Annotated in this window: 22 protein-coding genes and 3 tRNA genes; 10 read left to right on the top strand and 15 right to left on the bottom strand. The window is 51.4% G+C overall.

The genetic code is table 11. From position 1 onward, the window contains the following. Window positions 1–9: 9 nt before the first annotated feature. A complete protein-coding gene (gene cas3 / locus J1836_RS17660) occupies window positions 10–2250 on the bottom strand; it encodes a CRISPR-associated helicase Cas3' (RefSeq protein ID WP_207252424.1) in 2241 nt (746 codons plus the stop codon). Between the two features lie 181 nt (window positions 2251–2431). Between cas3 and purB the strand changes: the two genes are divergently transcribed. The 5 genes from purB (at window position 2432) to J1836_RS17635 (ending at window position 7844) form a co-directional block, all read left to right on the top strand. Then, complete coding sequence (gene purB, locus J1836_RS17655) at window positions 2432–3799, top strand: adenylosuccinate lyase (RefSeq protein WP_207252423.1); 1368 nt, start codon at window positions 2432–2434, stop codon at window positions 3797–3799. Between the two features lies 1 nt (window position 3800). Further along, entirely contained in the window at window positions 3801–4955 is a 1155-nt protein-coding gene (locus tag J1836_RS17650; RefSeq protein WP_242632905.1) for a cupin domain-containing protein, read from the top strand. Between the two features lie 187 nt (window positions 4956–5142). Next, window positions 5143–5448: a hypothetical protein gene (locus tag J1836_RS17645; protein ID WP_207252422.1), complete on the top strand. Its 306-nt coding sequence runs from the start codon at window positions 5143–5145 to the stop codon at window positions 5446–5448. Between the two features lie 191 nt (window positions 5449–5639). Next, window positions 5640–6341, top strand: coding sequence for a response regulator transcription factor (locus tag J1836_RS17640; RefSeq protein ID WP_207252421.1), 702 nt, complete (start codon window positions 5640–5642; stop codon window positions 6339–6341). Window positions 6342–6368: 27 nt separating this feature from the next. Beyond that, window positions 6369–7844: an ATP-binding protein gene (locus tag J1836_RS17635; protein ID WP_207252420.1), complete on the top strand. Its 1476-nt coding sequence runs from the start codon at window positions 6369–6371 to the stop codon at window positions 7842–7844. A 26-nt stretch (window positions 7845–7870) separates the two neighbouring features. Here J1836_RS17635 and pbpC read toward each other — a convergent pair whose 3' ends face one another. The 9 genes from pbpC to J1836_RS17590 form a co-directional block, all read right to left on the bottom strand. Beyond that, a complete protein-coding gene (gene pbpC / locus J1836_RS17630) occupies window positions 7871–10222 on the bottom strand; it encodes a penicillin-binding protein 1C (RefSeq protein ID WP_242632904.1) in 2352 nt (783 codons plus the stop codon). Window positions 10223–10224: 2 nt separating this feature from the next. After that, window positions 10225–15090, bottom strand: a complete 4866-nt coding sequence (locus J1836_RS17625; RefSeq protein WP_207252419.1) for an alpha-2-macroglobulin family protein — start codon at window positions 15088–15090, stop codon at window positions 10225–10227. Window positions 15091–15198: 108 nt separating this feature from the next. After that, window positions 15199–15274 (bottom strand) — tRNA-Glu (locus tag J1836_RS17620). Window positions 15275–15320: 46 nt separating this feature from the next. Continuing rightward, window positions 15321–15396, bottom strand: a tRNA-Glu gene (locus tag J1836_RS17615). Between the two features lie 21 nt (window positions 15397–15417). Then, on the bottom strand, window positions 15418–15618 hold the full coding sequence (locus J1836_RS17610; RefSeq protein WP_207252418.1) for a hypothetical protein: 201 nt from the start codon (window positions 15616–15618) through the stop codon (window positions 15418–15420). Window positions 15619–15643: 25 nt separating this feature from the next. After that, a tRNA-Ala gene (locus J1836_RS17605) sits at window positions 15644–15719 on the bottom strand. Between the two features lie 43 nt (window positions 15720–15762). After that, on the bottom strand, window positions 15763–16212 hold the full coding sequence (locus J1836_RS17600) for a CBS domain-containing protein (protein WP_207252417.1): 450 nt from the start codon (window positions 16210–16212) through the stop codon (window positions 15763–15765). 95 nt (window positions 16213–16307) lie between these two features. Beyond that, window positions 16308–17720 carry a glutamate--tRNA ligase gene (gene gltX, locus J1836_RS17595; protein WP_207252416.1) on the bottom strand — a complete coding sequence of 471 codons (1413 nt, stop codon included), beginning with the start codon at window positions 17718–17720 and terminating at the stop codon, window positions 16308–16310. A gap of 246 nt (window positions 17721–17966) precedes the next feature. Then, window positions 17967–18503: a phosphatidylglycerophosphatase A family protein gene (locus tag J1836_RS17590; protein WP_372447683.1), complete on the bottom strand. Its 537-nt coding sequence runs from the start codon at window positions 18501–18503 to the stop codon at window positions 17967–17969. A 42-nt stretch (window positions 18504–18545) separates the two neighbouring features. On the opposite strand from J1836_RS17590, the gene J1836_RS17585 reads away from it, so the two are divergent. From J1836_RS17585 to grxD, 5 genes are all read left to right on the top strand, one after another. Continuing rightward, entirely contained in the window at window positions 18546–18929 is a 384-nt protein-coding gene (locus tag J1836_RS17585; protein WP_207252415.1) for a thioredoxin family protein, read from the top strand. Between the two features lie 83 nt (window positions 18930–19012). Beyond that, complete coding sequence (locus J1836_RS17580; RefSeq protein ID WP_207252414.1) at window positions 19013–20134, top strand: FIST signal transduction protein; 1122 nt, start codon at window positions 19013–19015, stop codon at window positions 20132–20134. Further along, complete coding sequence (locus J1836_RS17575) at window positions 20127–21518, top strand: ATP-binding protein (RefSeq protein ID WP_207252413.1); 1392 nt, start codon at window positions 20127–20129, stop codon at window positions 21516–21518. Before J1836_RS17580 ends, J1836_RS17575 begins: the two co-directional genes overlap by 8 nt. A 146-nt stretch (window positions 21519–21664) precedes the next feature. Next, window positions 21665–21922, top strand: coding sequence for an EF-hand domain-containing protein (locus J1836_RS17570; protein WP_207252412.1), 258 nt, complete (start codon window positions 21665–21667; stop codon window positions 21920–21922). Between the two features lie 93 nt (window positions 21923–22015). Continuing rightward, entirely contained in the window at window positions 22016–22360 is a 345-nt protein-coding gene (gene grxD / locus J1836_RS17565; RefSeq protein ID WP_207252411.1) for a Grx4 family monothiol glutaredoxin, read from the top strand. 50 nt (window positions 22361–22410) lie between these two features. Here the strand turns inward: grxD and J1836_RS17560 are convergent, their stop codons facing one another. The 5 genes from J1836_RS17560 to greA all read right to left on the bottom strand — a co-directional run bounded on the left by J1836_RS17560 (window position 22411) and on the right by greA (window position 25008). Continuing rightward, on the bottom strand, window positions 22411–22848 hold the full coding sequence (locus J1836_RS17560; protein WP_207252410.1) for a DUF2384 domain-containing protein: 438 nt from the start codon (window positions 22846–22848) through the stop codon (window positions 22411–22413). A gap of 2 nt (window positions 22849–22850) precedes the next feature. Further along, window positions 22851–23129: a segregation and condensation protein A gene (locus tag J1836_RS17555; RefSeq protein ID WP_207252409.1), complete on the bottom strand. Its 279-nt coding sequence runs from the start codon at window positions 23127–23129 to the stop codon at window positions 22851–22853. Between the two features lie 81 nt (window positions 23130–23210). Then, window positions 23211–23918 carry an adenosylcobinamide-GDP ribazoletransferase gene (locus tag J1836_RS17550; RefSeq protein ID WP_207252408.1) on the bottom strand — a complete coding sequence of 236 codons (708 nt, stop codon included), beginning with the start codon at window positions 23916–23918 and terminating at the stop codon, window positions 23211–23213. Beyond that, on the bottom strand, window positions 23918–24523 hold the full coding sequence (gene cobC, locus J1836_RS17545; protein WP_207252407.1) for an alpha-ribazole phosphatase family protein: 606 nt from the start codon (window positions 24521–24523) through the stop codon (window positions 23918–23920). The genes J1836_RS17550 and cobC overlap by 1 nt, the downstream gene beginning before the upstream one ends. Further along, window positions 24523–25008, bottom strand: coding sequence for a transcription elongation factor GreA (gene greA / locus J1836_RS17540; RefSeq protein ID WP_207252406.1), 486 nt, complete (start codon window positions 25006–25008; stop codon window positions 24523–24525). Before greA ends, cobC begins: the two co-directional genes overlap by 1 nt. Between the last annotated feature and the right edge of the window lies 1 nt (window position 25009).

Below are 25009 nucleotides of genomic sequence, written 5' to 3'. Positions count from 1 at the left end.
GGCTTTACCTCATAGGTATAAGGATTCGGCAGACAGCGATACGCCATCGACCAATAATCCAAGTTTGTCGTCATACAGGCCGGGGGTAATTTGCTCGTAAATACCGGGCAGATTGGCAAGCTCGCGAATGTCACCCGCTTGCAACAGACGCTTTCTCACCTGTTCACGCACCGTCACGGTGTAGCGTTGTAGCTTGCGCATCAGGTTACGTTTCGGCCCGATGATTTTCAGTTGCTCAATCAATTTTGCACCATCACCGTATGTCACCAGCACTGCTGAACCTTCGTCATCAATTAGCCGGAAACGCTGGGCAGCCGTGCGGAACTGGATTTTCAGTTCACGCGCATTCTGGGCAAGCAAATCGACAATGCCATGTTTATCCCGCGATTCAGCCCGTGCATAGAAATGCTCAAAATAAATCTGAAAATGCGAATGGTGCAACGGCGCTTCGGCGAAAGTCGGTAGCAGGGAACGGCTCACCGCAACAGACCGCCCCAGATGCCCCGGTAATTTGGCATTGAGCGGCGGCACAAACACCACCACGCGCCCTTTTTCCGACAGCTTGCCCTCACGGTTGCAACGCCCCGCCGCTTGTGCAATCGAATCCAGCCCAGCTAACGCCCGGTAAACCACGGGGAAATCCACATCAACCCCGGCTTCAATCAACTGCGTACTGACTACTTGCACGGGTTTACCGTCTTGCAAACTCTGGCGGATTTCTTTCAATTTCGCAGAACGGTGTTCCCCACACAAATTGGTCGTCAGGTAGTAAGTCTCAGGAGGCAACAAGCGACACAGTTCTGCTGCCTGCTGTTTGGTGTTGACAATGACCAGCACGGAATCCAGTTCAGCTATTTCTTCCGCTAAATCTTCCCACGAACGTTCGGTAATCAAATCATCTGGCAACTCGACTTCCACCCGCTCCAGTGCAGCAAACAGGGCTTCTGGGTCTGGCATGATTTCGCTGATTTGCTCGGCTTCAAACCCTTGCACTACGGCTTTGCCAAACGGGTCGTGGTAAGTGTGCAAGGCAGGCTGGGTAGCCGTGGATAGCACAAACGTCACACCGTAGTGTTCCACCAAGGCTTTCATCACGCCGAGAATCGGGTTCAGGAATTCCGGCGGTAACAATTGCGCTTCATCCAACACAATCACGCTGTTGGTTAGATTATGTAGCTTACGGCAACGGCTGGTGCGGCTGGCAAACAGTGATTCAAACAGTTGCACATTAGTAGTAACAATAATCGGCGCATCCCAGTTTTCCGCTGCCAAGCGGCTTTGGGCATCTTCCTTGTCAGGATCAAGATTACTGTGATGTTCCACCACGCAATTACCAAAAATGCTGCGGTAAATATTGGCGGTTTGCTCAATGATGCTGGTGTAGGGGATGGCGTAAATGACGCGCTGCTTGCCGTGCTGGATGGCATGTTCCAGCGCAAAGGCCATGCCAGAAAGCGTTTTACCACCGCCTGTTGGTACGGTCAGGGAAAATATACCCGGTGGTTTTGCTGCGACTTCCCGGCAATCACGTAGGATTTGCGTCCGCAAATGGTTAACTGGCGTATCTGCTGCTTTTGCTGCAAAGCCTGCCATGTGGTCGTTGAATCGAGCCAGCAAGCTATTCAGGTCAGGGTATTGCCCGCGCAAATCCTGCTTTTCGGGCTGCATGAAGACTTCAGTATCCAGAAAATCCGCATCCACAAGGCAGGAGAAAAGCATCCGTATCCACAAGGCTGCATTATCAATGCCACCTACTGGCGAAGACTTGGGCATTTGCGTTTGCAGGATGTTATCAGGAATAGGTACTTGCAGGGCTTTAGTCAGATGAATACCGTCTTGCAGGATTTCTTCCAATGAACGTCCGTCAGCATCATCTTTCACCCAATCCGGCAAACCGGAGTGATGACCCGCAACCAGATAGGCAAGAATTCTGCCCAACGCAGAATGTTTCTGCACGGCATACAACGCACCAGCAGCGGAGTGATTGACCTTGCCGGGAGCATGATCGGTTTCAATGTGGGCATTGGCGGCGGTGTAGCCAGTTCTGTCGCCGATGTAACGTTGGAATTCAGGATTGTATTTGCCTAAGTCGTGCCAGATTCCGGCAACATGCGCCCAATCCTTACCAAACAATGCTGCATAGCCTGCTGCTAATTTAGCAACGTCGTGCAGATGTTCATCCAACCAATGCTCAATTGGCAGCCCCTTTTCATCAAAACGCACATGCGCTATCGGACGTAAAAGTTCCAATACAGCCCCCTATTGTAAACTTTGCTTGATGCGCATTATTTAACACATCTTATGCCCATGACAACAAAAATTATTCATCGAATCCCCTCAATTCTCTCTTACCACCCACATTAACAGGCTTAACACCCGATGAATTTGCGGTACAATCCCAGCCTTTCAGACTTTTGGCTCAGGATACGGCATGGAACTTTCTGCACTCACCGCTCTTTCCCCTACTGACGGGCGTTATGCCAGCAAAACAGCGGCATTACGCCCGTGGTTCAGCGAATACGGCTTGATTTACCACCGCGTACTCGTCGAAATCCGCTGGTTGCAAATGCTCGCCGCACACCCGCAAATCAGCGAAGTTCCCGCCTTTTCTACCGACACCAACGCCTTTTTAGAAAGCATCCTCAGCAACTTCGGTGAAACCGATGCGCTGCGCGTCAAAGCCATCGAGCGCACCACCAACCACGACGTGAAAGCCGTCGAGTATTACTTAAAAGAAAAAATTGCAGGGCAAGCTGCGCTAGAAGCCGTCAGCGAATTCATCCACTTCGCCTGCACCTCCGAAGACATCAACAACCTCTCCCACGCCCTCATGCTCAAAGGCGGCATGGAACAGGTGATTCAGCCGGAACTCGCTGCCACCCTCGGTGCGATCCGCCAACTCGCGCACGACTATGCCGAGATCCCGCTGCTCTCACGCACTCACGGACAACCCGCCACCCCGACCACCTTGGGCAAAGAAATGGCGAATACCGCCTATCGCCTGCAACGCCAACAACAACAGATTCTTGCCACCCAATATTTCGGCAAAATCAACGGTGCAGTCGGTAACTACAACGCCCACCTCAGCGCCTACCCCGACATTGACTGGCAAGCCACCGCCGAACAATTCGTCACTTCCCTCGGCTTGACGTGGAATCCGTACACCACCCAAATCGAACCGCACGATTACATCGCCGAAACCTTCGATGCTGTGGTGCGCTTCAACACTATCCTGATCGACTTCTGCCGCGACGTGTGGAGCTACATTTCCCTAGGGCATTTCAAGCAAAAAGTCATCGCGGGCGAAGTCGGTTCATCCACCATGCCACACAAAGTCAACCCCATCGACTTTGAAAACGCCGAAGGCAACCTCGGCATTGCCAACGCGCTGATGACGCATCTGGCACAAAAACTGCCGATTTCGCGCTGGCAACGTGACCTCACCGACTCAACGGTGTTGCGCACCCTCGGCGTAGGCTTGGGGCATTCCTTAATTGCCTACCAATCCGCCTTAAAAGGTATCAGCAAACTCGAAGTCAACGTCGCCAGCACCGCTGCCGACCTCGATGCCAACTGGGAAGTACTTGCCGAACCCATCCAAACCGTGATGCGCCGCTACGGCATCGAACAGCCCTACGAAAAGCTCAAAGCTCTGACCCGTGGGCAACGCATCACGCCCGAAGGCTTGCGCGAATTCGTCAATACGCTGGATATGCCGCAGGAAGCCAAAGATGCGCTGATAGCGATGACACCAGCAACATATATCGGTAATGCCATCGCGCAAGCCAAGGCGGTGTAACATGGCTGGCATGTTTGGTGATATTTCCGTTGAAGAATTTCTGCGTGATTACTGGCAAAAAAAGCCTTTACTAATCCGTAATGCGTTCCCGAATTTTCAATCGCCCATCACGCAAGACGAACTCGCGGGTTTGGCGTGTGAAACCGATGCCGCTCGTATCGTTATCGAACAAGGCGGCGCACACCCGTGGGAAGTCCGCCACGGCGCGTTCGACGACGACGATTTCAGCAATTTGCCAGAAACGCATTGGACATTGCTAGTCAACGATACCGATCAGCATTTGCCCGAATTAAAAGCCATTATCGAGCCGTTTCGCTTCATCCCCGACTGGCGCATCGACGACTTGATGATCAGCTTTGCGGTGGAAGGCGGTTCGGTTGGCCCGCATGTTGACCAATACGACGTATTCCTGCTGCAAGCACAAGGGCAACGCCGCTGGCAAATCACCACCCAACCCACGCCCCCAGACAATTTCCTGCCTGACTTGGAATTACGCATCATGCGTGATTTCAGCGCGGAACAGGAGTGGATTGTCGAGCCGGGCGATTTGCTCTACCTGCCACCCAATGTGCCACATTATGGGGTCGCACTGAACGAGTGCATGACATATTCCGTTGGTTTCCGCGCCCCTTCTCAAGCCGATATGCTAGAAAAGTTGCTCGAAGATTCCTTGGACGATGAACGCCTCAAACAACGTTTCAGCGATACTGAACGCCAGCAGCAAGGCAACCCCGGTGAACTAACCGCCACGGATATGGATCGTTTAGTCGATTTTTTAGTCGATGCACTGCCGCAAGATGAACAGTCGTTGCAACAATGGTTAGGAAAGTACCTAACCTCCCCTAAAGCCAATGCCGTGCAAGCAGAAGGCGAAGCGGTCAGCCGTGCCGAACTGAGCAGACTCATCCGGCAGAAAAAAAAGTTTGAAAAAACACTAGATGCGCGGCTTATGTACTTTCTATCAGGCAACGAACTGCACTTGTTTGCGAATGGAAACCATTATGACCTTGCTAGCCAACACCTTCAATTTATTGAATACCTGTGCAAATCCTCCGTGCTCATCCCCAAAGATTACGCCCATTTTTTGACGGAATCAGCGTGCTTCGACACCTTGCAAGAACTGTTAGAAACAGGGGTTTTTACGACCAGAAAATAGAAAATTAGTTTCGCTTATCCTTTAAGCATTTCCTATATTTATCATAACGATAAATAAATTTAACTAATAGGTATTCACCGCCCATTCAGTTTTGAGTGATTAATATACTACTCAATAATTTACTCATCTCGGTATAGAGATAGCTTTTGCGGCTTATGCTTATTTTTTATGTAACAGGGGAAAAACGATGGATTCCAAAAGATCCATGCTTGCCGCATTTTGCGGCGTAATGATGGTTGCGGGTGCTGCTACCACCATGCTACCGGGTATTGCGAATGCGGCGGACAGTGAAAAGAAAATTTCATTGCAACGCAGCAAACCCGATGAGCCCATCGGGCGCGATGCTGTGCTGTCGAAAGTCAGAGCAACATACAAAGGTCGAGTATTGTCAATTCAGGAAAAGCCCTTGCCCGGTTTTCCCGATTGTCATGTTGTTAGGATGCTCTCGCTGGAAGGGGAATACCTAACAATAAAGGTTGCGTGTAGTAGCTGAAGTATCAGCTAAAAATCATTGAAAGCAGTTAATATTTCACTTGAATACCCGGTCATTCACACGAATCGCCGGGTATTTTTTTATAATTTTTACTAATAAACACTATTGATTGTTTTTTATTCCCCGTAAGCTGGTGTATGATTGCTTTTTTATTGAACCATTACGATTGACGAACAGGAAAAATCGTTGTCATGCGCGTACTCATCATAGAAGACGAAAATATTATCCGCGAACAGGTTGCGGAAGACCTTAAAAAAAGTGGCTTTACGGTAGACCTCGCTGCGGATGGCTCTCAAGGGCTGTATGTTGCCCTCGAATACCCGATTGATGTTGCGGTCATTGATTTAGGCTTGCCTAATTCCAAAGGTGGGGCTGTTAATAATGATTTGGGGCTGGACATTATCCGTGCCATTCGTGCTAAGGGTTTGGACTATCCGATCATTATTCTGACCGCCCGTGACCGTTGGCAAAGTAAAGTCGAGGGCTTGGAAGCAGGCGCTGACGACTACGTAACCAAGCCATTCCACACGGAAGAATTGATTGCGCGTCTGCGTGTGCAATTGCGCCGTACAGGGCGTTGGACACAAGCCGAACTCCATTGTGGGCCAATTCGCCTGAACACCTCCGAACAACGCGTATATGTGAATGAAACCGAAGTCATTTTAACGGCTTACGAATACCGCGTACTGGAACACCTCATCTTGCACGCGGGCGAAGTGATTTCCAAAACGCGTCTAACCGACAGTTTGTATGAAGAAGACACTGACCGTGACAGCAATGTTATCGAGGTGTTTATTCGGCGCTTGCGTATCAAACTCGATCCAGACGATACGTTGAAACCTATCGAAACCCTGCGTGGACGTGGCTACCGTTTCACTCTCGCACGTACATAATAAATAATAAATCGGGTAAGCGCTCCTATGATCAGCTCCCTTCGTAGTCGCCAATTAATCAGTGGCTTCGGTGTCATTATGGTCGGCATTGTCATGCTCGGTGCCATGTTGTACTGGTTCTCATTGAGCTATAAAATTGAACAAAAGCAAAATGAGCTAAAAGAAATTTCCTACGATGTACTGGGTTTTCTGAACTTTAATGTTGGGAATGGTCGATTCGAGATCTTACCCGATGCTGATATGCAGGCGAATGCGAAAAAAATGATCGGTGATCATAAGCTCGATGATGTCACACAAAATCACTTTGCTTATGTGTTGGATGCTAACACGGGTAAAGTGGTCTGGAGCGCTTCCACTTTAAGTAAGCCGAATGACTTGGTCGAAGATGATTACTACCTACGCTTTAATTTAGAGAAAAAACAAGCGGGCAGCTTTGAGCCTGATTTTGCTAAACTGCACCCACTGCCGCCCCAAAATTCGGCGAGACTCGAAGATGACCCGCTCATCAAACAGATGTATAACCAGCAATACGTACTGGCAATTCAAACATTTTCGCAGCCCAATTTCGGTCTGTATCAGTTCGTGGTTGGCGTTGCCATTGCGGACATTGAAAAAGAAATGCAGGACATGCGCCAGAAATTTGCGGTACTGTTTTTCCTATCCGCCGTCTTGGTGCTGATCGCCCAGCTAGCCCTAAGTTTCTGGGTAGTTGCGCCGATTAAAGAGTTTGAAAAAGAAGTCAAGTCGATTGAAGCGGGCGAAAAGGAAACGATTGAAGACAATTACCCCGAAGAATTACTCCCCGTTAAAAATGCTTTGAATGGCTTGCTGAGCTACGAAAAAGGTCAAAAACAACGTTACAAAGACACACTGGATGACCTAGCTCACAGCATCAAAACACCGTTGACGGCGATGCAACACCAACTGGATCAATTGCATCGCGATGCTGCTGAACATGACCCGTATGTCGGCATCGCGATTAACGTGTTTGAAAAACAAATTGAGCGTATCCGTGAAATTATCGGGCATCAATTACGCCGTGCTATGGTCACGAATCAAGGCGCAATGATTCTGTCACAACCGATTCGCCCTGTGCTGTTCCGCTTACGCGAAACCTTACAGAAAGTTTACCGTGACAAACCATTCGAGATTCGCATCACCGCTGACGAATACGCCAAGTGCCGGATGGATGCGGAAGACATGATGGAATTATTCGGCAACCTGCTGAATAACGCCTGCCGTTTCTGCCAAGATATTGTGGAAGTCTCCGCCCACCAAGACAACAATATGCTGGTCATTGACATCGACGACGACGGCTTAGGCTTCCCGATTGACAATCCCTCCAAATTGCTGCAACGCGGCGTGCGTGAAGACAGCAAAAGCGACGGACAAGGCATTGGCATGGCGGTCAGCACCGAAATCGTCTCCGCGATTGGTGGCAAGATCGAATTGCTGGTATCGCCTTACGTCGGCGCACGCGTCCGCATCCACCTGCCCGTGTAACTCCCCTGCATAACCATAACCACGGCTTACGGCGGACTGATCACCCGAATCACCACCTTATCCACCGATCCCGCCGTATCAAATACAGTTAAATCGTAATCACCCGCACGCGTAAACGTATAGCGCAAGCCGTGCTGAGTTGCATCAACACCCGCCAGTGCACCATTTACCAACCAAACATGCTGCCCCACCCCACCTTCTGCTCGCAAATCGACGGTCACACCTGTAGCAGGTTGCCCTGCACGGGCTTTAGGCAAAAATAAGCGCGTACTGTCATCCAAATGACGCATCGCCAATTGCGCCCCGCCCTGATACTCACTACCGGATGGGCAACTCGCATCAAATACGGGTAAACGGATTTGTTCCAACACCGTATTCGCCAACCAGGGCTGCAATTCCAGCGGCCATTGTGCCACTTGGCACGTTTCCCGCTGCGGAGCAGTGCAAGCAGCCGTCACGCGCAAGCCCGTCTGCGGATTCACCCAATAGGTTTGCAAGCCAGCCGACCACGAATAGTGCTGTAAATGTGGCAAAGTTGGCGGCACACGCCCCTCCAAAATCCACGCTTGCTGGCGCACATGGCAATGTTCCGGCGCAGTTGTTGCCGCGCTTTCACCCAGTGGCCAGCAAATATCGGTTGAAGTCACTTCCGCCGGACGATGCCGCATGTTTGCTACTGCCTGTTTCGGTAGCGCTCGAAACACATCAAACAAAATGGGTCCCGCCGCCGCCGCACCAATACTTCCCGGCAACGGCGTACCATCCGGGCGACCTGTCCACACGCCCACGGTATACGCATCGCTCACGCCCACTGCCCACGCATCCCGAAAACCGTAGCTTGTCCCTGTTTTCCACGCAATCCCCGCGCTATTTACACTGCCTTCTGGCGCAGGAATATCCCGCAAAATTGCCTGAATAATCCACGCCGCCCCCGCTGATAATAGCCGCCGCTCGACCAATGGCTCATCTGCCAGAAAACGCGGTTTAACGCTCATCCCCGCCCGCGCAAAGGCACTAAAGCCACGCACTAAATCTTCCAGCGTCGTGCCTGCCCCACCCAAAATCACGCTCAAATTCGGTTCGGCTTGCTCTGGAAAAGTAATCACCACCCCGCCATTGCGCAGCCTTGCCACAAAACCCGTCGGGGTCAAGCGTTGCAGCATATCCACCGCCGGAATATTCAAGGATTGCTGCAACGCCTGCGCCACACTCACCGCACCCGAAAAGTGCCGTACAAAATTCTGCGGCGCATAATCCGTCAACTTCACGGGCACATCACTCAGCAAACTGGCGGAATGCACCAAGCCATCATCCAACGCCATGCCATACAAAAATGGCTTCAAGGTTGAACCGGGGGAACGCACCGCCTGCACCATGTCCACATGCCCAAAGCGTTCCACGCTGTGAAAATTAGCCGATCCGGCATACGCCCGCACATACCCTGTTTTATTTTCCACCACTAATACACCGATGGACGCTTTATCCGGCAAACTCTCCACCCGCGTCCGCACGACATTTTCCACCACCCATTGCGCATTGGTATCCAAGGTCGTTTGCAGCCGTGCCACCTTGCGCTCAACGGCGTGCGCTTTCATGCGCTCAGCAAACAAAGGCGCAACCAGCGGCTGTTGAAAGCGGGAACGCATCACGGGTTCAGTCAGGGCATCATCGACCACCGCCTGCGTCCAAATGCCTTGCGTTGCCATACGTTGTAACACTTTATCGCGGTAACGTTGCGCCAATTCGGGGTGACGGTCGGGGCGTAAGCGTGACGGCGCTTGTGGCAATACCGCCAACAAAGCCGCTTCCGCATGACTCAGTGCCAAGGCAGGTTTGTGTAACCACGCAAAGCTCGCGGTTTGCACGCCTTCAATCGGCCCCCCGAAGGGCGCAAGATTGAGGTAAAAGGTGAGGATCTCCGCCTTGCTGTAATGCCATTCAAGCTGTAAAGCACGGAACATTTGCCAGAGCTTGCCACCCATATTGCGTTGATGTGGCTCAAGAATACGCGCCACCTGCATGGTCAAGGTTGACCCGCCCGAAATAACCCGTCCGCCGCGCAGCCACTGCCACCCCGCCCGCAATAACGCCAACGGATTAATACCGGGGTGCTGGTAAAACCAACGATCTTCGTATGCCAGCAAGGCTTGCACGTACAGCGGCGACACTTCATCCAAGGTCACGGGGTAACGCCACACGCCGTCACTGTCCGCAAAGGCGCGTAACGGCGTGCGATCTTGAGCCAGAATCAACACGCTGCGTACCCGCTCAGGGTTAGGCAATGCCCACCACCGATCCGCTAATAAAAACAGCAGCAAGCACAGCATTGGCACGCCAACTAACCACAGCGCGTAACGCCCTACCTGCCACCTCAGCACGCTTATGGAATCACCATTGCCGCCGGTGTAGCCCCCACACCATTCAATTCTGGGCGATACATGTCTTCCACATAGGTCGGCGGCACGCTGAATTTACCCGTGGAAACCACCCGCGTCAGATAGAACAAATGGTGGCGGGTCTTCGCTTTTAACGGCAATGCCGCCACGTAACGGTCATCACGGAATTCTTGAGTACGCGGCACGCTACTGCTCAGTAATTCCAGCACGGGTTTATCCATGCCTTCCAATTGCAACCCTTCCAGCGACTCATTGGTTTGCAGGTTGGTATTTTCCAGCTCGAAACCCGCAGGCAGTAAATCCACCACCAGCGCATCGTTAATATCCGTGCTACTGCTCACCATCAAGTGCGTTAACAATAGTGAACCGACTTGCAGCGCCTCCGGCTTGACGGGCTTACCATCCATCCCATACCACTGCCGCTGCACTTCAATCGGGTCACTGTCGGGTGCGGGCGGCGCTACGGGATAACCATCGACGCTCAATGCAACGTATAACGGGTCGGTAGCCGTAATGCTCAGCCCTTGCTGGAATTCCTCTGCCGTCACCGCACGATACGCAGCTTTACTGCCTGACAAAGCCACGCTGTCATTGCCCACTTTCAAGGCAGCGTGCCAGCTTGCTTTGGCTTTTTCCTGCACTTGCAAACCTGCCAAGAACACAAACAATTGTTCTTGGGTGCTGAAATAATTACGGTTATGTAGCAAATCCGCCAACTTGGTAATCTCAGTCGCTTGATTGGGCAGCGCTATTTTATGGCGTAACAACAAATACAACATCCCTGCTTGATCACGCAACCGACTTCCGTAATCGCCTAAGTATTTCTGCTCATCGCGCACCAGCGCCAAACCGCGTTGAATCGCGTCATCACCGCGCTTCAAATCACCGCCTTTGCGTAGTGCCAGCCCTAAATGCACCAGCGGTAAACCGGCGACGGCTTTGCCTGCATCCTTGTCGTACAGCACTTTCAACGTACCGGGCGAAGCACGTTTGACCCGCGACAAGACGTAACCCGCATAAGCCCGTGCCGCAAAATCCACATGCTCCGGTGTTTCAGAGAACTCATAGCGACTGGCAGTATCGTGCTCGCCTTCCGCCAAGCGCTCTTCCAGATTTTGCAAAGCGCGTTGCAATAACCAATCCGGCACGATAAAGCCTTGCTCTTGCGCATCCAGCAAGAAATCCGTCACATACGGCGTCAACCAATACTCTTCCTGCGCACCACCTGCCTCGCCCCACAGCGTGAAACCACCGTTCGCTAACTGCATACCGGATAGCCGCAACAATGCTGCTGTCACCCGTTCATTGCGTTCTTTCATTTCTAGCGGCGCCAAACCTAACTGTTCGGACACACTCGCATCTAAAAACAAGTAAGGCCATGCACTGCTAGTGGTTTGTTCTAAACAACCGTAGGGGTACTGTAACAAGCCCTGCAAAGCACTGCGCATAGGCAACGCGGGTGTTGCCGCCAGACTCAAATTGGCTTTTAAGCCAGCCGGTAGAAAACCTTGCAACGTGGTAGCATCCAGCACCATGCTTTCACCCGCTTTCAATGCACGGTTTTGTGCCAAGTATTGCGCCGGATAGGCAGGACGCACCGCGAGCTGAAGCTGCCGCCGTGCCGTGAAACCCTTGCCCACCAGTTCCAAATTAATCTGCCCCATCCCGAAGGTTTGATGCGCTGACAACGGTAAGCGCAAGGTTTCGCGCTTACCCGCCGCCAAGATGACTTCACGCGCATCTGTCACACCCGTCAGCAACGCATTGCTGGTAATATTTACCTGCACGGTTTGTGCCTCGGTGGTCGTATTGTTCAAATCCACCGTCAAGAAACTGCTGTCACCTGCCGCCAGAAAACGTGGAGCCGCTAAACTTGCCACCACAGGCGAGGCTACGGTCATCTCGCGTTCCGCACTGCCAAAGCGCTCCTCCGAAGCGGCGACTGCCATCAAGCGCAACGTGCCATCGAACCCCGGTAACGGCAGGTCGATGTTGGCTTTGCCTTCCGCGTTAAACACCACTGCACCGCTAAACAACGCCACAATCCGCGCATCCGCTTGTGCCAATGTGCCACCGCGCCGTGTTGCCACATCCCCACCGAAGCGTTGCCGCAACGGGGCGCCCTCGACACTTTCAATAATCTTGCCGTAAGCGTCATACAGACTCGCCGCATAAGCGTGCTGTGAAAAATAAAATGCCAACGGGTCAGGGCTTTTAAAATCGGTAATGCTTAAGACACCCGCATCCACTGCCGCTAACGTCACTAGTGCGGTTTCGTTATTGAGGTTATCCGCACTCACCGTCACGCTGACCGTTTGGTCAGGACGAACTTTTTCAGCAGCAGCAATCTTCACGTTCAATCGCCGCTCTTCACGATCCAAGGGCAGGAAAATCACGCCCAGCGCTCGATTGGGCGTGATGTTTTGCTGGCGACTCGCAGGGCGGAAGGCGGTGACAGTGATGTATAAATCATGCCGCTCCCACGCCGCATCGACTGGAATATCCACGGTCAGCCCTTCCGCCGGTAAACTGAGGTGCTTTGACCACAGTAACGACTCCCCTTCCACCGCGACCAGCGCTTCACCCGCAGCAGGCGGGGTAATCTTCAATTTCGCCACATCCCCCGCACGGTATTTGGCTTTATCGAGGGCTAATTCGATCTGATCGGGGCGAGCAGCGTTATTTTCACTCTGTTCCCAATCCCAACCAGCATGGAACGGGTAAACCGCTTTCAAACCCGTTTCCGCATCTTCCACTTCCAAGCGGTAATAACCGGATTGCACCGCAAACGCCGCCTGACCGCGTGCATTCGCATCCAGCGTGATTTTTTTCTGGACGGTAGGATATTCGCTGGCAATATCCTTCCGCTGCCACCCTTCCGCACTGTTGTATTCCCAGAAATAGTCTTTTTCTTCACTCACCAAGGTCACGGCTAACGGCTGGGTGGCGGGAGCGGCTTTGCCTTCTGCATTCAGACGCACCAGCTCAAAGGCGGCTTCACTATTGCCATCGACGGTATCCTTGCTAAATAACGGACGAATACCGACTAAATTTTGACTCGGCCAAAACGGGACATCAAGTGTGCGGGTTACGCTACGCCCGCCGGTTTCGTGCAAACTGCCAATCACACTCATGGTTAAGGGTGAACTGATCTTACCTTCCAAGGCAGGGCTTTCCACAAACCCACCACCCGTGGCATTGAGGATCACTTCAGGCAAATCTTCGTGGCTCACCAATTTGTCATCGGCAGGATCACCAAAATAGTAATCCTTGAAAGTGTCCAGTGGATGGCGATTCACACTCACCGTGCGTGCTGCTGTCAACTTGTTCCCACTAGCAGGTGCGCCGTACAAGTAATCCCCTTGCGCAGCAACCACCAACTTATCGCCTTTCATCAATAGCTTATCTTCAACGCTCAACGCCAGTTTCATGCGCTCTGGCATGAATTCTTCCACATGGAAAGTGAAACTACTGATGGGGGCAGTATCTTTGGCGTTAATACGGATTTCTGCTTTCCAGCTTCCGGTCGGCGCATCCGCAGGAATCGCTAAGCGGTAGGTGAAAAAACCCAGATCAGCATTCGCCGCCAAGAGATTTTCTTCCAACAAGGGCTTGGTATCGGGGCGCACAATGCGTAAATGCAGGTTGTTGGCAGAAACCGCCTTGCCATCACGATCTCGCAACAATACCGACAAGTCCATCGGTTCACCGGGACGGAATAAGTCACGCGTACTGTACACAAACGGGGCAATCGGTTTATCCGCAACACCCGTCACGGGGTATTCTGATAAATCCAAGGCGGATTCGCGCATATCAAGGAAGGCAAATTGCGCCTCATGCTGTGCGGTCAGCAAGAGTTCCCCTTGTGGGCGATGCTCAAAACTGACATGACCCGCTGCATCCGTTTCCAGCGTCAGGGTTTCTTTTTCGCCCTGTAATTTCAGTTGCACGCCCTGCATGGGTTTGCCGGTATCCAAGGCATTGGCGAATATTTCTAAGCCGCGTGAATACAGACGGACATGCAAACCAATATTCGTCACCACAAACTGGGTAATGCGGTAAGCCTCGTCATTGAAACGACCCGGTTCGCGCATCACCGCAAAATACAGCCCCGGCGTTTTCAACTCCTGAATATCTTCCACCGGAATGAGCAAGGAAGTACGCGCATTAGGCTTGGCATCAGTGACGTAACGACGGGAATAAACACTTTCGGTAACAGCGTGAATATCGTCAAGCTGCCACTGTGATAAGCGTCCACCGAGTGAAACGGTCTTTAACATTTCAGGCAGCTTTTCGGGTTGCACTCGCAGGAGTTCAATATCCAATTCCGCGACATTCACCACGCGAATTGGCAAACCACCCGTCAATTTAGCGGGCAAAATACTCCCAGTAGTGGCAAAGTCAAACGCGGGTGTCATATCACGGGTTTTCAGAGTGCTATCCGACGGCTTGTGCAATTTAAGCGCATTCTTGCTGGTCACACCCGGTCTGATTTGTATCCGATAATCTGTTTGTGGCTTGATATTGCTGAAAAATAGACGGCGTGGCTCGTTCGCTAGTACCCAACTGCCTTCGACTCTCTTACCGGCAGCCGTTAGCGTAATGAAGCTATTGTGATCTTGGGTAGGGTCAAGATCCTGTGAAAACGTTACCGCTAATGCGGGACTATTGTCCAAGGTACGTTCTGACACATCCACCACTAACATTTGCGTCAGTAGCTCTTCGTTCGTGTAATGTGGCAGTGTCGTAGCAGGTGCTACGGCTACGTCTTCCGCTCTACCTTGCCCGAATGACAACAGTAGCAGACCGACACACAACCAAGACAAAATGCGACGAAATTGATAACCCATTATTATTCTCCATCCCTGCAAGAGTAAGGTGCACAGCAAGCCAGTAGTATAAACTTTTTTGACTTGAGAATGGGATGGGGAGAGGAAGTATTCGGAGGGAGAAAAAAGTGGCGACCCTATGGGGATTCGAACCCCAGTTACAACCGTGAAAGGGTCGTGTCCTAGGCCTCTAGACGATAGGGTCGCTGATTGAACCTGTAATGCTACGTATAGCATAGCTTTGAAAAAAGTGGCGACCCTATGGGGATTCGAACCCCAGTTACAACCGTGAAAGGGTCGTGTCCTAGGCCTCTAGACGATAGGGTCGCTGATATAAACTTTCAAAACTTATTCATCACTGTCTCTTGGTGAAAACAGGATGATGGTAGATAACCCGGCAAATGTAATCAAAAAACCGAGTGGCACTGCCATTAAAAACATTTTCGCCAGCTCATCGCTGTCGGTAAACATGAAGTAAAACCCGAATATCAGGCCAACCACAGTGATAACCAGACCAGCAATTAAGCTGTAACGACCTAGGCGATCCATAAAAACCTCGCACATCGGTCAAATTTGGTGGAGCTAAGCGGGATCGAACCGCTGACCTCTACAATGCCATTGTAGCGCTCTCCCAGCTGAGCTATAGCCCCACGGCTAAAGAGAGGCGAATTCTGAAGGAATCCGCCGCTTCTGTCAAGCGCCTTTTAAAGAATTTGCGAAGATTGCTTTATGCACATCGCCAAGGCTAATAATGCCTACCAACTTGCCTGCTTCAACGACAGGAATACGGCGAATTTTCTGCACGCACATAATGGAAACCGCCTTCATTAGCGGCATTTCAGGGCTTGCAGAGGCAACCAACTTGCTCATCAGATCACTGGCTTTTAAGCTCAAAGCGTCGCTGTAGCCTTTCTCCATTTTCTCGAAATCGGGCACACCTTCTTCACGAGCAACCTCTGAAATGTCAGGGAACATTTTTCGCAACACATCTTTTTCAGAAATCACACCGACGACGTTATTGTTATCATCTACCACCGGCATACCACTGATTTTGTTGAAGCACATGACTTCAACAAGATCGCGTACTGGGGTATTGGGATTAGCGGTTTTCACGCTTTTATTCATGATGTCTTTGACTTTCATTTATCCTCCTCATTTATGCTAGGTTGCAGTCACATGAACATAGCATAAAATCCCCCACAAATCGTATTAGCTTAGGGGGATATTGCTGATTAATCCTAAAACTGGGTCGCACGAATAAAGCCAATCGCCCGCTGGATACGCGCCAAAGCACGCGCTTGCCCAATTAATTCGAGCGTGATTTCCAGAGAAGGCGAAGAAGCACTTCCTGTTACTGCCACGCGCAATGGGGGGCCGACCTTACCCAGTTTCAAGCCAAGCTTTTCGCAAGCTGCTTGGATAGCGGCGTGAATCGGTTCGCCTTGCCATGCCGACAATGCTGCCAGTTCGTCATGCACGGTTTGGAGATTGTCTGCCGTATCCGCTTTGAACTGCTTTTGCACCGCAACAGGATCGAATTCTGCAAACTCTTCGTAGAAATAACGGCTAATTGCTACCATTTCCACCAGCGTCTTGGCGCGTTCGCGTTGTGCGTCGATCACATCAGCCAACGCAGGCCCATTAGAGACATCCAACTGTTGCGCCTGCAAATGCCATTGCAATTGCGCTTCTAGCTCTTCTACCGGCAATGTTTTGATATAGTGCTGGTTGAGCCAGAGCAATTTATCCGCATTAAATGCCGACGGCGCACGGTTGATGGCTTCCAACGAGAACAGCTCGATCATTTCCTCACGTGAGAAAATTTCCTGATCGCCATTCGACCAACCCAACCGCACCAAATAGTTCAATAAGGCTTGCGGGGTGAAACCCTCGTCGCGGTACTGCATCACACTCACGGCGCCATGACGCTTGGATAAACGCTGTCCATCCGACCCCAGAATCATCGGCAAATGCGCGAATTTGGGCGGTTCAAAGCCCAATGCCTGCATGATATTGATCTGGCGCGGCGTATTGCTGATATGGTCGTCACCCCGAATCACATGCGTCACCTGCATATCAATATCGTCCACCACCACGGTCAAGTTATACGTGGGCGTGCCATCAGAACGCGCAATGATTAAATCATCCAGTTCGGCATTGCTGATGGTGATTTTGCCGCGCACCAAATCATTAATCTCCACCACACCCGTTTGCGGATTGCGGAAACGAATCACCGGAGCAATCCCAGCGGGCGGTGTTTCGTCCTGACGGTCGCGCCATAGCCCGTTGTAACGTGGATTTTCTTTACGCGCCATTTGTTCTTCGCGCATCTGCTCCAGCTCTTCTTTGCTGCAATAGCAACGGTAGGCGTGACCACTCTCCACTAATTGCTCAATCACTTCCGCGTAACGGTCGAAGCGTTGAGTTTGGTAAAATGGACCTTCGTCATGCCCTAAATCCAGCCACGCCATGCCTTCCAAAATCGCATCCACGGATGCCTGCGTCGAACGTTCGCGGTCGGTGTCTTCGATGCGCAAAATGAAAGTGCCGCCCATCTTGCGGGCGTACAGCCAAGAAAACAGCGCGGTACGTGCGCCACCAATGTGCAAATAACCCGTCGGGCTAGGGGCAAAGCGAGTTCTGACGTTCATGACATTCCAGTGATTGATTTTTAAATAATACCTTAAGCATAACTGAATGAAAAATAATCGAAATATTCAGTTAAAATTCAGTGCCACCCTCGCATAATCAGCCTCGTTCAAGGGCTAAAGGGGTAGAAGAATAATAACAGGGCTACGCCCCTTCTTTTTTATTCCGCACTGAAGCGCCTAATGATAATAACAGGCTTCGTGTATTGAAAGCCTTCCTTCGGGAAGGCTTTCTGCTGTCTGGGTACTTTACGCGCCAAACAACCGTGCCAACACTTGCAGCGCAAGCCACGCATAAATACCCGCCAGTATATCATCAAACATGATACCAAAGCCGCCGGATACCTCACGATCCACCCGGCGTACTGGCCACGGTTTCCAAATATCGAACAGGCGGAACAAGCAAAAGCCCACCACCATCCACACCCACCCGGCGGGCGCTGCCAACATAGTTAGCAAATATCCCGCAAATTCATCCCACACTATGCCGCCGTGATCGTGTACACCCAAGCGTCGCGACGATTCGCCGCAAATCCAAATACCCACCAGCGACATGACCAACAACACCGCGACATATCCCCAGAAGGGCAATTGCACTAGCAACAGATACAGCGGAATTGCTGCCAATGTGCCTGCTGTGCCGGGGGCAAACGGGGATAAGCCGCTGCCAAACCCAAAGGCGAGAAAGTGTACGGGTGACGAAAAAACCGTTTTGGCAGTAACAAGGCTTCGCATAAGCGTCAATTCCTGTGGGTAAGGCTCAGGATTATACACATCTGCGCTCATGCCGCTATAATTGCGCCCCACCCTCTAACTGGAGAAACCACCATGACCACACACCCGTTTGTTATCGAGATTAATGGCATTGCTGACTTTGAAGAACGTGTTCTCAAAGCCTCCGCCCACACCCCTATTCTGGTGGACTTTTGGGCGGATTGGTGCGGCCCGTGTCTGTTCCTTGACCCCGTATTGAAAGCTGTCGTCGCTGACTATCAAGGCAACGTTTTGCTTGCCAAACTCGATACCGAAGAAGACGAAAATATGAAACTTGCCGGACGCAATCAAGTACGCGGTTTTCCCACCGTGCTCTTGATCGAGAACGGTCAAGAAGTCGCACGCTTTAGCAGTGCGCGTAATAAAACCTTTGTGCGTGAATTCATTGATACCAACAGCCAACTGCTCGCAACATTCAAGGCTTCCATCCATCCGTAGGGGTGGCGAACCTCAGTAAGCTGTGTCATTATTTGTATTAATAATACAGTAAAAATAAACACAGTTGAGGGAATACCATTACCATGAAAATTAATACGCTGACCTATACCGTTGAGGGTGGTTTTTCCTCGGAACTGCCTAGTATTTCATCGAAACAGCTCTTGATTCTGCTATTCGGTCATTCCGAATTCTTGGATCACTCCAAACCCTTCGAGTCTCTGTTAGCCCAGTACCCGCAAGCCATTTGCATGGGGTGCTCCAGTGCCGGTGAGATTCTGAACAACAGCATTCACGACCGTAGCCTCGTGATTGCTTTGGTGCAATTTGAATCCACCACTTTGCGCATGACGCACATCAGTATTCACGACCCGAAAGAATCGCGCAATATTGGACGATTGCTAGCAGATCGCCTAGAACGGGATGACTTGAAAGGTATTTTTGTCTTATCCGACGGCTTGCGCGTCAACGGCAGTGAACTGACCCAAGGCTTTAATGATGTAGTCAAAACAGACATCACCGTTACCGGCGGTTTAGCGGGTGATGGAGAGCACTTCACCAAAACATGGGTATTGCAAAACGGCAAACCCACCACTGGCATCGTGGCAGCCTTAGGTTTATACGGCAATGTAAACATTGGTCACGGCTCAAAAGGGGGCTGGAAACCGTTTGGCCCTGCCCGCGAAGTGACGCGTGCCGAACATAATATCCTGTATGAATTGGCAGGCAAACCTGCGCTCGCCTTATACAAAACCTATCTGGGCGAAATGGCAGAGGGCTTACCCGCAGCAGGTCTGCGTTTCCCTCTCGCCTTAAGCCAACCGGGTGAAACCAAAGAACTGGTGCGTACCATTCTCGCCGTTGACGAAGCTACGCAATCGCTCACTTTTGCAGGCGATATTCCCGTCGGAGCTTACGCACAATTAATGCGTGCCAATCTGGAACAATTGGTAGAAGGTGCAGAAGATGCCGCTTTAATGAGTGCTACCGACACTGAAAAGGACGTGTTGTGTATTTCCATCAGTTGCGTCGGACGCCGCATGGTCATGGGCGCAGATGCCGAGGAAGAAGTCGAAGCCGTGTTGGATAACCTACCAGAAAACACCACGCAAATCGGCTTTTATTCTTACGGGGAAATTTCACCGTTTTCCAAAGGCACCTGCGACCTGCATAACCAAACCATGACATTGACCACCATTCATGAGTGATTACGATCGTACCCTCAACCGACAGCTACGGAGTCTGGGATTAACGCCAGACGCACCACCCGATGCTGCCAGTTGGCAAACGTTTCTGAATCGCGTGAATCAGGCATATCACGAGCACAAACACGCTTATTACGTGTTGGAACGCTCGTTAGAAGTGTCATCGCAAGAAATGCACGCGCTTAACGCCACCCTCCAACAAGAATCGCAGGAAAAAATTCGCGCCCTGCAACAATCCAAAGAAAAATCGCGCTTCCTCGCCAATATGAGCCATGAGATCCGCACCCCCATGAATGGCGTCCTGGGCATGTTGGATATTTTAGCGAAAACCCCGCTAGACCCGCAGCAGCAAGAATACCTGCACACCGCTTACAGCTCCTCGGAAATCTTGCTGGATGTCATCAACTCGGTATTGGATCTCTCCAAAATTGAATCCGGCAAGCTGGTTTTGGAACGTATTCCTTTCAACTTGCGCAAGTTGACCGACGATATGGTGCTATTATTCAGTGGTTCTGCCACCAAAAAGCACTTGACCCTGAATAGCCATCTACCGGAAGACTGCCACACATGGCTTTACGGCGACCCCATTCGCCTGAAACAGGTGCTGGGAAATTTACTCGGCAATGCTGTCAAATTCACCAGCAGCGGCGCGGTATCGCTGTACGTTGAATGCTTGCAAGAACACGTCACGCAAACCCAATTGCGTTTATTGGTCGCGGATACTGGGCCGGGCATCCCCCCCGCACAACTCGAAGTGTTGTTTAACGCCTTCAGCCAAGCCGATGAATCCACCACACGCCTTTACGGTGGCACAGGGCTAGGGCTAACGATTGCCCAAGAATTGGTGCAACTCATGGGTGGTTGCATTCGGGTAAAATCCACACAGGGACACGGCAGCACCTTTTACTTCGATCTAACGTTCGACAAACATAACCCGCCCCAAAGCCTTTCCCCCGAACCTCCGCAAGCCAAAGCAAACGGCTCTATTGCTGCCACCTTGGATGGGCATTTGCTGCTGGTTGAAGATAATCTGGTCAATATCAAAGTTGCGCATGTCATGCTCACCAAACTAGGGATGAGCTTCGATATTGCGATGGATGGGCATGAAGCCGTCGCTATGCTGGATAAAAACCGCTACGACCTCGTGCTAATGGATTGCCAATTGCCCGGTATGGATGGCTACGCAGCTACCCGCCTGTTTCGTCAACAGGAACAAGCACGCTACACACCGCGCACCCCCGTCATTGCACTCACCGCCAATGCCATGCAGGGCGACCGCGAAAACTGCTTGCAAGCAGGCATGGATGACTACATGACCAAACCTATTTCAATGGCAAGCTTGCGGCAAAAACTGCAACAGTGGCTAACGCCAACCACTACGTCTTAAATGTTCATCCCCTGTTGGCATAGCGAGACTATGCTGATGTTGAGTGGAGAAAAAAACCAACATTCTGGCGCAAGACTGTCAACGTTGCCACAGAATCCGCGTTAATCCCTTCCACCGACAACAAATCAACCAAACAGGGGTACATTATGAACACGATAACATTATTCTCTCTCAGCGTTGCCTTACTGCTTAGCGCAGGTAACGCTGCCGCTGCCACTGACCCAGACTTCAAACGCCTAGATACCAACAACGATGGGCTAATTTCTTGGTCGGAATATGCCGCCAAAAATCCCGTCTCCGGGCGTCTCAACCCGCGCCGTATATTCGATAACGTGGACACCAATCGTGACGGTTATATCGACACCGCCGAATTTGCCGCCATGAAACAACGCCGCAAACACTAGGTTGGCGCTATTCCTCACGGAATCTGACGTTTATTTATTTCAGGCAACAGGTAGAATGTAATCCAGCACCTATCAATAACGAGGAATACTTGAATGAGCGCACTAGACCGTATCGACCAAGCCGTTAAAAGCAACGCTGTCGTCATTTTCATGAAAGGCACACCGCAAATGCCGCAATGTGGCTTTTCCAGCCGTGCGTCACAAGCACTGATGGCGTGTGGCGAAGAGTTTGCTTACGTTAACGTCTTGGGCGACCCTGAAATTTTCCAAGACTTACCGCAATACGCCAACTGGCCTACGTTTCCACAAGTTTACATCAACGGCGAATTAATCGGCGGCTGCGACATTACGCTGGAAATGTATCAGAACGGCGAATTGCAGAAGATGGTCAAAGAGGCGGTTAAAGGCGCAGCAACTGAAGGCGACGCGGCCGCATAAGCAATGTTAACAAGGATGGGGCTTGAATCATCAAGCCCTGCCCTCGCGTGTTAAGCAACCGCTTTTTTCTTCTCTGCTGCGGCGGCATGTAGTGCGTCGTTAATCGCATAGCCATACGCGCAATCTACTTCTATTCGCACACGCATCAAGCCATCCACCCCTTCCTCCAACATCACCGTTAACGGATCACGACGCTGAAAGCGGCGATGCGGCTTGCTTAACCACATCACCCGCATTTGGCTGCTGAACGGGAAGGTGGTGCGTAACGCATCCGCAATACCGACAATGTGATCAATCCGATCCATCATTTCCGGCGTTTGTGGGAAGGCTTTATCGCCTTGGCGGTATTGCTGTAAGTGACGTGGGCGAACTTCTGCATCCAATCCCAAAATCGTCAACATATGTTCGGCGCTGATTTTCCACTCGTCCATGTGGCTGATCACCGCGCGTGTCAAGGCGCTCATTTCTTCGGCTGAAAAGGTTTGCATGGTTAATCCTTCTTTTTCAGACCAGCAATGGAGACGACTTTGGGTGCACTGACTTCATCGGTAAAATGCGGGCGTTCTTCACGCACACCCGCTGCTTGCGCCAATTCACGTTCCCGCGCCGCAATCAGATCGAAGCACTTTTTCACGTCTTCCACCGTCGCATCGGAGAGCGGATAACGGGTCGCGGCATCGGAAGGGGTTAAATCGCGGATAATGCCGCCGAGGGTTTTACGCATCGCCATCAGGATGCGTTTTTCTGTGGAGAAATGTTCTTCAGACATGGTGCGTAAAGCCTTTAAAACCTGCAAAGTAAGGACATTATCCTAACAGTCAAGCCAATACCATACCACTAAGGTGGGGATTCAAGCCGTCAATGCCGCCACAAACAAGCCAACCGCTTCGAGCAATACAATGCTTGCACCAAGCGCTTCCCACTTCAGCCCGCCACTGGTTTGCCTCATCCGCAAACGAATTAACAACAGCATCACAAACAAAGCAAACAGCGGAATACCCGCGACCAATGCCACCGGTAATGCCAATAACAACCAAATAAACAAAGCCACATAAGGAAATTCAGCACGGAATTCCTGCGCCTGCGTTTCGGCTGGGGCAATCGGGGTAAACCCAATCAACGCCATCACCAATAAACGCGCCGCCAGCGGTGCCATTAAGATGTACGGCCACAACTTGTATTCGATCAATACCGAAAGCGCAGCAAACTTCACCATCATGACAAGCGCCATGACGCCCATAACCCCAAAATGCGGGTTGGGCAACGCACTTTCACCAAAAAACCACGTTGTAATACTGTGAGCCAACGCATCTAAATGGTGCAGCTCACTGATAAATAGCCAGATAGTCAGCAAAATCACCGATGCTAACATCGGCTCAATCCCTTCCAACCGCCAAGCGGCTAACGCCAGTAACCCACCCATCAACGCTCCCAACGCAGGAAACCAGATCAACCCCAGACCTTTTTCCTCCACCGAAAACGTCTCAACAGCGGGTACTGGCATTAACGTCAACACTGACAACGCCACTAAAAACGAGCGGCGCAGTGTTCTCAACATTAGCAACCGTGAGCAATCAGGCTTGCCCACTCGCCACCACGGTCACGCAACACCCGCAAACGCGTCAACGCACCGTATTCAACATTCAATGCCAACAAACGCTCATCGGACATTTGCAAAACGTGCGCCATAATGACGCGGATCACGCCTGCGTGCGTCACCACTAGTACCCGTTCACCCCGATAAGCCCGCGCTAATTCTGTCCAAGCATCCAAGACGCGAGCGCGAAAATCGCCAAAACTCTCGCCCCCCGCCGGGGTAACTTGGGCAGGATTCACCCACCATTCGGCTAACTTTTCGGTATCGGTTGACATAACGGCTTGCGGGGTATGCCCCTCCCACTCACCGAAATGGATTTCCCGCAAGCGTTCATCCCGCACCAGCGGCAAATCATGCTTTTGCGCAAACCATTCGGCAAAGGCAGCACATTGCATTCGCGGTGACGTAATAACGGCATCCCAGTCCGCACCAGCCTTTCCGAAAGCTTGCTTAAGCTGTTTCCAGCCCGCTTTGCTTAACGGGGTTTCCAATTCACCGCAGAATACGTCCCCAGCTTCCACCGCGCCGTGTTGCAGCAAGCCGATGTGGGTAAAGTGATTAGCCACTATTGGTAAGTAACCGCAACGATTTCGTATTCACGCACACCGCTGGGCGCTTGCACCACCGCGACATCGCCCTCTTCCTTACCGATCATGGCACGCGCAATCGGCGAAGAAATAGCAATACGGTTGTGCTTAATGTCCGCTTCAATGTCACCCACGATTTGGTAGGTGATGGTTTCACCGGACTCGACAGCTTCCAGCTCAACCGTTGCACCAAACACGACTTTGCCGGGGTTGGCAGCACCGACCACAGCAACATCAATGATTTGCGCCATCGACAAATTGCTTTCCAGCTCCTTGATGCGTCCTTCACAGAAACTTTGCTGCTCACGCGCTGCGTGATATTCAGCATTTTCTTTCAAATCACCGTGTTCCCGCGCTGTCGCAATCGCCTGAATAATTTGCGGGCGATCTTCGGTTTTCAAACGCTGCAATTCAGCCTTCAAGCGTTCTGAGCCTTTTAATGTTAGCGGTGGTCTTGTACTCATC

The sequence above is a fragment of the Thiothrix fructosivorans genome, from assembly GCF_017349355.1.
GTDB lineage: Bacteria > Pseudomonadota > Gammaproteobacteria > Thiotrichales > Thiotrichaceae > Thiothrix > Thiothrix fructosivorans.
This window is presented reverse-complemented; position numbering and strand designations above follow the sequence as displayed.

Bases quoted from the DNA above. Each gene is read 5' to 3' on its own strand.
- purB (WP_207252423.1), top strand. From the start codon at position 2,432: ATGGAACTTTCTGCACTCACCGCTCTTTCCCCTACTGACGGGCGTTAT.
- J1836_RS17650 (WP_242632905.1), top strand. From the start codon at position 3,801: ATGGCTGGCATGTTTGGTGATATTTCCGTTGAAGAATTTCTGCGTGAT.
- J1836_RS17645 (WP_207252422.1), top strand. From the start codon at position 5,143: ATGGATTCCAAAAGATCCATGCTTGCCGCATTTTGCGGCGTAATGATG.
- J1836_RS17640 (WP_207252421.1), top strand. From the start codon at position 5,640: ATGCGCGTACTCATCATAGAAGACGAAAATATTATCCGCGAACAGGTT.
- J1836_RS17635 (WP_207252420.1), top strand. From the start codon at position 6,369: ATGATCAGCTCCCTTCGTAGTCGCCAATTAATCAGTGGCTTCGGTGTC.
- J1836_RS17625 (WP_207252419.1), bottom strand. From the start codon at position 15,090: ATGGGTTATCAATTTCGTCGCATTTTGTCTTGGTTGTGTGTCGGTCTG.
- J1836_RS17610 (WP_207252418.1), bottom strand. From the start codon at position 15,618: ATGGATCGCCTAGGTCGTTACAGCTTAATTGCTGGTCTGGTTATCACT.
- J1836_RS17600 (WP_207252417.1), bottom strand. From the start codon at position 16,212: ATGAAAGTCAAAGACATCATGAATAAAAGCGTGAAAACCGCTAATCCC.
- gltX (WP_207252416.1), bottom strand. From the start codon at position 17,720: ATGAACGTCAGAACTCGCTTTGCCCCTAGCCCGACGGGTTATTTGCAC.
- J1836_RS17590 (WP_372447683.1), bottom strand. From the start codon at position 18,503: ATGAGCGCAGATGTGTATAATCCTGAGCCTTACCCACAGGAATTGACG.
- J1836_RS17585 (WP_207252415.1), top strand. From the start codon at position 18,546: ATGACCACACACCCGTTTGTTATCGAGATTAATGGCATTGCTGACTTT.
- J1836_RS17580 (WP_207252414.1), top strand. From the start codon at position 19,013: ATGAAAATTAATACGCTGACCTATACCGTTGAGGGTGGTTTTTCCTCG.
- J1836_RS17575 (WP_207252413.1), top strand. From the start codon at position 20,127: ATGAGTGATTACGATCGTACCCTCAACCGACAGCTACGGAGTCTGGGA.
- J1836_RS17570 (WP_207252412.1), top strand. From the start codon at position 21,665: ATGAACACGATAACATTATTCTCTCTCAGCGTTGCCTTACTGCTTAGC.
- grxD (WP_207252411.1), top strand. From the start codon at position 22,016: ATGAGCGCACTAGACCGTATCGACCAAGCCGTTAAAAGCAACGCTGTC.
- J1836_RS17560 (WP_207252410.1), bottom strand. From the start codon at position 22,848: ATGCAAACCTTTTCAGCCGAAGAAATGAGCGCCTTGACACGCGCGGTG.
- J1836_RS17555 (WP_207252409.1), bottom strand. From the start codon at position 23,129: ATGTCTGAAGAACATTTCTCCACAGAAAAACGCATCCTGATGGCGATG.
- J1836_RS17550 (WP_207252408.1), bottom strand. From the start codon at position 23,918: ATGTTGAGAACACTGCGCCGCTCGTTTTTAGTGGCGTTGTCAGTGTTG.
- greA (WP_207252406.1), bottom strand. From the start codon at position 25,008: ATGAGTACAAGACCACCGCTAACATTAAAAGGCTCAGAACGCTTGAAG.